Origin of the sequence: Methanobrevibacter sp. 87.7 (assembly GCF_002208625.1) — an archaeon.
Classification (GTDB): domain Archaea; phylum Methanobacteriota; class Methanobacteria; order Methanobacteriales; family Methanobacteriaceae; genus Methanarmilla.
In genome coordinates, this window is sequence record NZ_MRCT01000210.1 from 1 (window position 1) to 2,570 (window position 2,570).

Consider the following 2,570-nt stretch of genomic DNA (forward strand, 5'->3'; position numbering starts at 1 on the left):
ATATAAGTATTTCTAAATAAATTATGAAATTCATAATATTTTTATAAAAATATGATTTTTTAAAATTTTTATTATATATATAAAACTTTATAAAAAATAAAAACAATATACTAACAAAAACATTTATATAATATGTTTAACTATCTATAAATAATGTTCGGAATGTAACGAACATAAGATTAAATTTAAATAATGTGATATTATGAAAGCTAAAGCTCAAAAAATTGCAGATGGAGTATACTGGATAGGTGTAATCGACTGGGATATTAGAACTTACCACGGATACACTTTAGATGGAACAACTTACAACGCTTACCTCGTATTTGGTGAAGATAAAAACGTTGTAATTGATAACGCATATCCAGGTAAAACTGAAGAAATTATGGCACGTCTTGATGATGCATTTGAACAAGAAGGAAAAGATGTAAAAGTAGACGTCATTATACAAAACCATATTGAAAAAGATCACAGTGGAGTTTTATATGACTTACATAAAAGATTCCCTGAAGCACCAATTTACTGTAGTGAAATTGCTGTAAAAGGTTTATTAAAACATTATCCTAAATTAGAAGGAGCAGATTTCAAAACTGTTGGAACTGGAGATAGTTTAGAAATTGGTGGAAGAACTTTAGCATTTTTAGATGCATTCTTACTCCATTGGCCAGACAGTATGTTTACCTTACTCGTTGAAGATGGAATTTTATTCCCTAACGATGCATTTGGTCAACATTTATGCTTCTCAAAAAGACTCGATACAGATATTCCAGAAGCAGTACTTATGGATGGAGCACAAAAATTCTATGCAAACTTAATCACTCCACTTTCAAATTTAGTACTTAAAAAATTCAATGAAATTATTGACCTTGGATTACTTGATAAAATTAAAATGATTGCTCCTTCACACGGTCAAATATGGACTGACCCAATGAAAGTTATTAATGCATACAGTAACTGGGCAACTGGAAAAGCTGCTGAAGATAAAGTTACTATCGTATATGATACAATGCATTACTCTACCCAAACAATGGCACATGAAGTTGCTGAAGGTGCAATGGCAGAAGGTTACGATGTAGAAATGTTCTTCTTACATGAAGATGAAAGAAGTGAAATCGTAAAAAGTATTTTAACAAGTAAAGCTGTAGCAATTGGAGCACCAACCATTAACGATGCACCATACCCAAGTCTTGGAGACTTAATGTACTACTTAAAAGGTTTACACTTTAATAGAACAGGATTTGAAAGACCAGCAGTTACTTTCGGATCAATGGGAGGTAAAGGTGGAACTGTTGAGTTCTTAAAAGATGAATTAAACAATTGTGGATTCAATGTTATTGACACTGATGAAATTTACTACATCCCAACTGAAGATGAAAAATTAGACAGCTATGAATTAGGTAGAAAATTAGTTCAAGAAGCTAAAAAACTTGATTTATAGATGTAATTAAGAGATTAATTTAATCTCTTAAACTATTTTTTATATAATAATTTTTAATCCATACAATTAAAAAATTATTAAATTTATAGATAAATTTACTAAAAAAACAAGTAAATTATCACTATAAAATCATAAAATAAAATAAAAAATTTAAAAAACTTTAAGTTATATAAAGTACATATATTTATGTGAGGTAATATAATGGTAAAATATATTCATAAAATTGGTACTACAGTAGGTACTGACGTAGAAAAAGATGTAGCAGGAAACTTTAAAGGAGAAACCGCAGAAGTAGGTATGTACTTAGCAATGTCTAGACAAGCATCTAGAGAAGGTTACGGCGAATTAGCTGAAGTTTTCAAAAGAATTGCATGGGAAGAAGCAGAACATGCAGCAAGATTTGCTGAAATGAATGCTGTAATCAAACCAACATTAAAAGAAAATATCGACATGATGTTAGATGGTGAACAAAAAGCTAATGTAGAAAAAAGAGAAGCTTCTGAAAAAGCTAAAGCAGCAGATTTAGAAGATGCAGCTGATTTCTTCAGAGAAAGTTCCAAAGACGAAGGACGTCATGCTAAAATCTTAGAAGGAATTATCGAAAGATACTTCTAGATTTAATTTTTTCTTATTTTTTCTTTTTTTAACTTTTTTATAAATCAAATTTTAATAAACACTTATTTTACATTAAATTAAATTTCTATAATAACATAATAATTTAAAACTTATTTTATACTAAACAAATTTATATATTAAACTAATAATTTAAAACTTAATTTATACTAAACTAGATTTCTATAATTTATTCATACTTTAAAACACACTTATTTTAATTGGATTTTTAAAATAAATAAAAATCTAATAAATTTTAAAAAACAGATCTAATAAATCTAAATTTTTTATATGAAAACTATTTTTTACTAAATATTTTAAAATTTTTAATTAAAAATATAGAAAAATTATAATCTCATGTATATTTAGATATATTAATATAATATATTAAATAATATCAAGGAATTTAATTAAAAAATGATTTGATTAAATCAAAATAAAATAATAAAATATAAAAAATATTAAATATATTTTCAATTAAATATTAATTTTCAATTGATAAAAAAATAAATAATAAAGCAAA

General features: G+C 25.8%; 2 protein-coding genes. Both read left to right on the forward strand.

Going from position 1 to position 2,570, the window contains the following annotated elements; all coding sequences use genetic code 11:
• Positions 1 to 202 precede the first annotated feature (202 nt).
• The gene (locus BGI41_RS07700) at positions 203 to 1,435 is read left to right on the forward strand and encodes an FprA family A-type flavoprotein (protein WP_088540116.1); all 1,233 of its coding nucleotides are present in this window, start codon (positions 203 to 205) and stop codon (positions 1,433 to 1,435) included.
• A 201-nt stretch (positions 1,436 to 1,636) separates the two neighbouring features.
• Entirely contained in the window at positions 1,637 to 2,050 is a 414-nt protein-coding gene (locus BGI41_RS07705) for a ferritin family protein (protein WP_088540117.1), read from the forward strand.
• Positions 2,051 to 2,570 lie beyond the last annotated feature (520 nt).

What these genes read in the sequence shown, in the direction of transcription:
- BGI41_RS07700 (WP_088540116.1), top strand. Translation starts at nt 203, where the DNA reads ATGAAAGCTAAAGCTCAAAAAATTGCAGATGGAGTATACTGGATAGGT.
- BGI41_RS07705 (WP_088540117.1), top strand. Translation starts at nt 1,637, where the DNA reads ATGGTAAAATATATTCATAAAATTGGTACTACAGTAGGTACTGACGTA.